Source organism: Candidatus Woesearchaeota archaeon (assembly GCA_016187565.1).
Classification (GTDB): Archaea; Nanobdellota; Nanobdellia; order Woesearchaeales; family JACPJR01; genus JACPJR01.
Map to the genome: position 1 here is coordinate 35,504 of JACPJR010000016.1, position 7,740 is coordinate 43,243.

The 7,740-nt window shown below is 39.7% G+C and carries 5 protein-coding genes; all 5 read right to left on the reverse strand.

Annotated features, from left to right (window positions below; genetic code table 11):
* Positions 1-517: 517 nt before the first annotated feature.
* Positions 518-655: a hypothetical protein gene (locus tag HYW21_05625; GenBank protein ID MBI2548802.1), complete on the reverse strand. Its 138-nt coding sequence runs from the start codon at positions 653-655 to the stop codon at positions 518-520.
* A 468-nt stretch (positions 656-1,123) separates the two neighbouring features.
* Positions 1,124-1,843, reverse strand: a complete 720-nt coding sequence (locus tag HYW21_05630) for a hypothetical protein (GenBank protein ID MBI2548803.1) — start codon at positions 1,841-1,843, stop codon at positions 1,124-1,126.
* A 172-nt stretch (positions 1,844-2,015) separates the two neighbouring features.
* Positions 2,016-4,088, reverse strand: a complete 2,073-nt coding sequence (locus HYW21_05635; GenBank protein ID MBI2548804.1) for a hypothetical protein — start codon at positions 4,086-4,088, stop codon at positions 2,016-2,018.
* A 2-nt stretch (positions 4,089-4,090) separates the two neighbouring features.
* Positions 4,091-6,712: a tandem-95 repeat protein gene (locus HYW21_05640; GenBank protein ID MBI2548805.1), complete on the reverse strand. Its 2,622-nt coding sequence runs from the start codon at positions 6,710-6,712 to the stop codon at positions 4,091-4,093.
* The coding region (locus HYW21_05645) for a hypothetical protein (protein ID MBI2548806.1) at positions 6,709-7,740 on the reverse strand (1,032 nt) is incomplete at its 5' end. The genes HYW21_05645 and HYW21_05640, both read right to left, overlap by 4 nt.

Sequence of the window (7,740 nt, forward strand, 5' to 3'; positions counted from 1 at the left end):
ATTTGTCCTTCTTCAACATAATCAGAAATTATTTTGTAAAGTTTTTCTCGACAGTTTATACACAATTGAGGCATTTCTCCATCATGTGATTTAAATCCACATCAAAATATTCGAATCCAGGTATATCACTTTCTCGTTCAATAGGTTTTCCGCATCTATCACAAAAGAGTATCTTAACCATTTAAATCTATAAATTAATGAAATATATAAAACTTTTTATTGAGAGACTTATTTGCCTGAGAACTAGACTAAATATTCACAGGATGGGCATTCCATTATATGTAAAAGTTCTTACAGGCGTTTAATCAAACACCGGGCCCTGTTAAGATCAGTAAAGATTGAACAGCCGATCATAGAAATATCTTTGCAACTCAGCGAAGATAAGAAATGGATGGTTCACAAAACAACCATCACTGAAACCAAACCTTTGAGTTGTATCGACAAGGTTATAGGCTCAAACTAAGTCTATTTTCAACAATTTAAGATGGCTGGAAGCAAATTAATATGCCCCTTCATTTCACTCGGTAGTCGATGATTCAATAACTTCTTGTTCTGTTTTAACTTGTGCTGTTTTTAAGAGACATTGGGGGATAGTTTGATTACAAGATTGCTGTACATCCTTTGCGTTTTGGACGAGTGGTGTGTCAACCACCATATTGCGCACCACCTCTACCTCATCGTTTTCGGGGTTATCTATAACAGTTCTGATCTCTAGATAATAAGATATAAACCAGTTGACAATCGCAATAATCGCTATTACCACTACTAATGATAGTATTAGGCGCGACATAGTTACACAATCCTTCTATACATCTTTGCTGCTCCAAATAACGCGTACATCACTCCTATAATTAATGATGCTACAATAAAAAGGTACCCAAGGATAGTGCTTGTTTTTGTGAAAACAAGTAAGAATCCAATTACAGATAGAACAACTACAATTCCACCACCTTTAATGCTTCTTTGAGAGATATGGATCCATTGAACCATAAGAGGGCATATGATGACTAGTTGTATAAATAATTTGCTATGGTCTACCGCTTTTCAATTACGTATAGCATTGGCTTTGGACTTTGATAAGCTACTCACTAAGCGTAGTCACAGCATGAGGTTGGACTAGCCATTAGAATCGTTTAAAATTTAAATCCCCAAGATATTGATAGAGATTAGGAACACCAATCCAGCTCTTGTACATCCCACCAAATAATCTTGTAGAAAAAACCATCAAACTATCTTCATTTGTTTCAAGAAATTCCACTTTTAGTACTTTTTCTTTTTTATCATAAATTTTGATCATCACGTATTTATTTAAAACGCAAACTGCATCTATTTGATTATCAATCATTTTTTCATCTTTATAGATATCTAAAATCTTCTCCTTGAATTTCTCTTTACTTAAACCTTCATAAGCAAACAAGCAGGAAAATATACTTCTAGGTAAACTCCCAGAATTTGCTGTAACATCTAAATCTCTATTTAAGCTTTTTACAGATTTTGTAATACCTAGCGATTTTGACAATTCACCAGAAGTCAAATTTGATTTTACTTCAATATGGGCTAAAACGCCACCACTCAGAAAATGTTTGGTACTGCCATAATCAAAAATTGGCAAGAATTCATCGTAAATAACAATATCAGCTTGTTTGCTTTTTTTGTCTTTAGAATCAATAATTTCTCCAGTCCCTATAACAAATTTTTTAGGAAAAGCTTTGGTTAAAAAATTTTGGATAAAAATCTCTCTATTTTGACCTTTTAAACCACTATGTGAAATTTCAGAACTTCTTTCAAGTTCTGACTTAAGTATCTTGGATGTATTTCTAAAAAAATTTTGAATTATTGTCATATATTTAGGCATGAAGATCTTATATATATAAACTTCGATAACCCCCCGCGATAGCAAATCTTTTCAGGACATTGTTGTCAATATCGAGAATAACTCTTAGTCCCCAACTCGTAATCTAAAATAAGGGCTCCCTACTACTCGTTTTACATGAGCATAAGGTCTTATGCTAACCTTATGACTTCTTGACTACCATTGTATCAACCAACTCCTTTTGAGGTGTTTCTGGGTAGGGAATCAATACGTCAGATGAGACAGAGTCACAAGCCTCGTCATGGATACACGACCCTTTTCGCTGTGAACTTATTGAAGGCATGACTGGCACTCTATAGGTTCGTACAACGGTCTCATTTTCTGTTTCTACAAATTCCTGCTCCAAGATAAAGCCTACCGAAAGATTGGCAGGCACTTTTTCCATTTCTACCGGAATACGATGAGACTCAGCCCATGCATCATGGCGTATACCAGAGACTTGCCATGAAAACTTACACTGCGATTGATCACTGGTTACAACAAACTTGTTATCACTAATCTCCTCACTAATGTAAAAGGAACAAAACTTACCAATGGATGTTATCTGATAGGTGTATTCACTCGTATCGTAACCATTCAATGCTTGCCACCATGATGGTAAAGCTACCGTTGCTTTTTTATCATTTCCTGTTTTAGCTTGGCCAAAATACATATTGCGCATTTCCGGACTTTCCACAAATGAATGCTGGAGGATCTTATTTGATGGGTCAAGCGGATGATCAATAGTAAAACTTCCTCCTGCCTTACTAATGGATCCATCAATCTGAAGATCGCCATCTATATCAAAGGAACCAATTTCTTCGCTGCTATCGTACCATGATTGGAGCTTAACACCAAAGCCACCATTATGCTGCACCTTTAGTATCCCCTGCATACTAGGATCTACCGAAGCACCTTGGAGGTAGAGTGTTGGTGAATCCTCACCATTCGCAGAAGGATCCATGTTATACATGTACGATCGAATATTGCCAACCGCATTGATTGGTCTTCCTCCATCACGAGAATCTATTGAGATACCATGACCATTACCAGACTGAACAATTCTTAGGGCAGCTTGATCATCTCCACTGTTATCTTGGACAATATCAACCACTGGTGCACCAGTATAATCACTCCCTAAATTTCGATAAAAATACCCTGCTTTTCGATAACCATTATCTCCCATGGCAAACACTGCCCTGTTGAGATTATTTCCTAAAGATTGGTCCCTAAATTGACCAGTAGCTTCAGCGGTGTCTAAATACTTGTTAGCTATCAGTGCATTTGCATTCCCCTTTTGATTGATCCATAATGCGGTCTGATCGTCATTCACATTATCCTGATATATTTCAGCGACAGGAACACCGGTATTTTCAGTAGGAAGGTTTCGATAAATATACCATGTCCTTCGGTTAGTGTCTGTCCCTCGTGGACCTTCAACGTAATTCTTTCCGAATCCTTTACTCGCATCCTCTGCAAGAAGAGCAGTTGTATCTGCATCCGCAGTTAATGTCGCTCGTAATGCATACGATGTTCCTGCTTGTCGAATCCGGAATGCAGGCTGATCATCGTTTGTGTTATCTTGTTGGATTAAAACTACTGGAATGGCTGTTGCGCTACTGTTTAAGTTTCGATAAAATGTACTTGACCCATAGCCATACGTTGCAGTCAATGGATTCACACCTAAACGTACCTGATCGTTTGAGCTACGTTTAAAGAATCCTAATGCTGCACCACCATAACCATAGCCATTTCCAGGTGAGCCAGTGACTTCAATGACTGCAATGTCTGCAGCAGTTGTTGTTCCTTTTACTGAAAGTGTTGTCGCATTGTTTTCCTGTTGCACGGTTAATGACGGAGATATGCTGTTCGTATGAATCGTCAGGCTCTCGTCCAAATCCTGAATCTTGCCTTGCCACCAAACGACCTCTTTCCGATCATTGGCATCAAAATTAAGATCATTGCCATTAATTGCAATATCCAGATAATAGGTCTTGCCATAAATCAATGATGAGGGATTTAGTTCAACATCAAAATACCCGTTTCTCACAGCGCCTGGAAAGAACTCACTGTACAACAACACACCACCAACAGGATAGTCATAAATGGAAACCGTTAAATCTCCTGTTTCAATGATATTTCCTTCATACAATGCTTTCCCTGAAAACCCTGTCTGTGCATAAACTCCACTGACAACAAGTAAAACTAACATTACATACATGAAAAACGTTTTCATGATTATCCCTCCGTTTCATTAAATCCTTTCATCATCAATGATGCATTGATAACCATTGCATCTTTCTTGATACGAACATAGGTGTACTGTGAACCTGGAAGTACATAGCTCATGATCCTTTCTGAAGATCCACCAACAAAACCATCAATAGTTCCATTGTATGGCTGAACAATAACAGGAACGTTTTGTATGGTCGTATTCATCCCATCATCAACAGAAACTCTTAGTGTAAAATTGTCTGCATCTCCTTCTTGAGTAGCATACTTCAACATGCTTCCATTCAAGCTAAAGCGAGAATCATTGATGTTGTAGTAGAGTAGATCTTTCTCTACATCAAAGGCATACAAAGGTTGGAAGAGGATGTTGCCCTCGCTAACTGTCAATGGTGGAATCATTGATAAGAAAGGTGCATCGTTGACCGACAGTACGGTAACCATCATCGTGTCATGGGCAATCCCACCATGATTGTCGTCCACGGAGATAGCACAAGAACTCGTACCATACCAGTTTACTATCGGCTGATAGCTGAATATATTGCCATAGACTGCACAATCCACTGCACTTCTGTTTTCTTCAGTCAGCATAAACAGCAACGGATCGCCATCAACATCATCTGCGTAGAACGTTAAGTCTAACGTAGAGAGTTCTGAATCCTCATCAATCGTTTTTGTGGGTAGCACTAACGTTGGTGGATCATTAACTGGCAAGACCGTTATTGGCAAAGGTCCTTGGGTTGTGCCATTAGGGTTACCATCATCTGCTTTGATTAAACAACTGGTTGCGCCATTCCAATGTGGTGCAGGTGTCATGGACAATGTCGTATTGATAATCGTACAATCTACCTGTGCAGGGTTTTCTTGGAGGACGGTAAACGTTAAACGATCATCCTCTATGTCACGAGCATAGGTCATAAGCTCTAGAGATTGAGACCAAGCATCTTCAACCAAGGTTTCTGTGACAAATGACAACACTGGAGGATCATTGACAGGAGTTACATTGACAAAAAAGGTTTGATTAACAACAGCCATACCATCATTTACTCCAATAGTACAGGAAGCTGCCTCATTACCAATGCCATTCCAGTTCGCTGCAGGAGTCATGGTCAAGAGTTCTGCATTGATCTCACAATTGAGCTCTGCCAGATTTTCTTGGATGACCATAAACTGTAACTGATCATTATCAGGATCGGTTGCATACTGACTCACATTAATGGTTTTTCCCTGATCTTCATTGGTGTCTTGATCAGGAATATTCACAAGAGGTAATTGATTAATTATCAAATGATACATTCCAAGATCCTCTAGGTCTAGTTTTCCCACTGCATTCGAACGAAAGTCTATAACGATGGTACATTTCTGGTCTGGATCAGGGGTACAACTCGGTAAGCTTTGGTTTATGGGTTCAGTGAAGTTATCAACATATTCGGGGCCTGCGAAATAACCCGCACGCTCCCACACCGGTATTGTCTCAACATCCATACGCAGATCCTTTACTGTTGATTGAATAATAACGGTATTACTTTGGACAGGTAGGCCAGCTTGGATTCCATCATGAGGAATGACTCTACAGAACCAATTATCTCCTGAATTGAGGTAACTTTTATTGAGCATCCTTGTGGTGATACTTTGATAAACATTGTTCTTCCACCACTCATAGCTCGAATTTGCTTCCTGAAATCCCTCAGGATCAATAAAGGTATACTCACAGAAAATATCATGCCCTGCAGTCGGCGTAAGCGGAAGTATGCGAACATCAGTTGCGTAAGGTGCCTCATTCGGTCGTTCACAGATTTGATAATTGGTTATGGAAATATTTGCAGGAGTGGTATAAACACGGTACCCCGTATACCCTAAGCGATTCCATCCTACGTACTTTCCCGCACAACGATTATCAGTGTACAGATTTACATCTGGATTTCCTTTTTCTACGAAATGACCAGTCATGATAAATAAAGAGGTATCTCTACCTACACAACCAGAAGCACAGTTAATTGTCGGAGAAAAATTCGACAGAAGATCACATGCCATTGCACTCGGAGCACAATAGACGTAATTAGCAGTAGCATAGTCCAGTGCAAAATGTGGATCCTCAATGCTATCTTCATCAGTATGAGCACGCATCAGTTTAAGCATGTGGTTGTATGAAGAAGATGGATCTGTTACATTGAGATAATTTGGTTCAAACCATCCACCATTTTGTATATTCTTGTACCAAGGATCATTTCTATTGGTATTGTCAACTAATGCCGCCATTCCTTCTACGTCACAAACATCATACCCATCAACTTCAGCTTTAAAAAAAACATTATCGCGTGTAGGGTAATATTCAAATCGATAACACTGGTTAATGGAAGGTGGGGTGTAAGAATTAAACGTGGCTGAATCATAATTTTTTCGTTCATCCCAGATAAGTCCTGCTCGATAATCATCATGTGGTAAATCCCATGATGCATTATCACAGGCAAAACCACTACAGCGTCGAGAACATGCAGAACCACTACAGACAACACCATTATCAGTAAAACCTTCAGGACAAGCCTGAGGTGTACAATCTGACCATGCCTGTGTTTCGGGAATGACGGTAAAGAGCAAAACAGCTATAACAACAAAGAGCATTCGCTTCATGATGCCTCACCTTCTATCTTCATGGTTCCATAGATAAGCTGTGCTTTCTTGGGGATCTTGATGGTAACTCTCTGTACTTGGCCTGCCTCAGTAAACACGAGAGTTTTGTTGAATGAGCCATCAGCAAAGACATTGATAAGTTGCGTGCCTTCAGGCAATACCTTGACAGGAACATACTGGTGATGGGATAAATTACCATCAGATACTTCTACCAGAATGGTGTAATCTCCGGTATCATTGTTCGTTGGCAGCCATTGTCCGGTCTCATTGAACGGTGCACTGTAATACAAGGTTAGGGTATCATTATCAGGATCTGAAGCATTTGCTTGTAAGCTTGCTGTTTGGCCTGCTATCGCAATAACCGGTTTCATGGGTTCGAGGTATGGCTGATGGTTGTTGCTGCCCAAGGTTGCCATGATACTGTACGGAGAGCCTGCCCGTTTCACCACAATCTCTGCTTTACCATCATCATCAATGTCAGCAATCGCTGGAGAACTTCCTATTAAGCCACCAAAGCTGTAGTTGAACAGCTGGGTGCCATCACCGTTAATAACGTGCAAGATTGACTTGTTATTCTCAGGAATAATAATCTCATTATCACCGTTTCCGTCGATGTCGGCTATGACCGGAGCAATATTCGGGCTATGAAAAGTTCCACCATTGGTGTACTCACAGTCTATTCGTTGACCCTGGATGTCAATGCAAACCACGCCACCTAACTCTTCTTCGGGATCATAGCGAAAGGATAAGGCAGCTTCAGTATTCGTGTCTTGGTCGAGATTGGCAAGAGCAACCGTGGTTGGACTATGGAAACCTAAGCCGGTTATTTTTTCTAAATTTCCTGTTGCACCATCAAACGCATAAAAGGTATCTGCACAGCTCCTGTACACACTACAGTAGTAGGATGTAGTACTTACCAAGATTTCATAGGTATTGTCACGATCATAATCATACACCACAGGCGCTCCTTCCATAACTCCAAAGCTATTTGCCCATTTCAACTGGAGTTCATTATTCGCAAAGTCAAA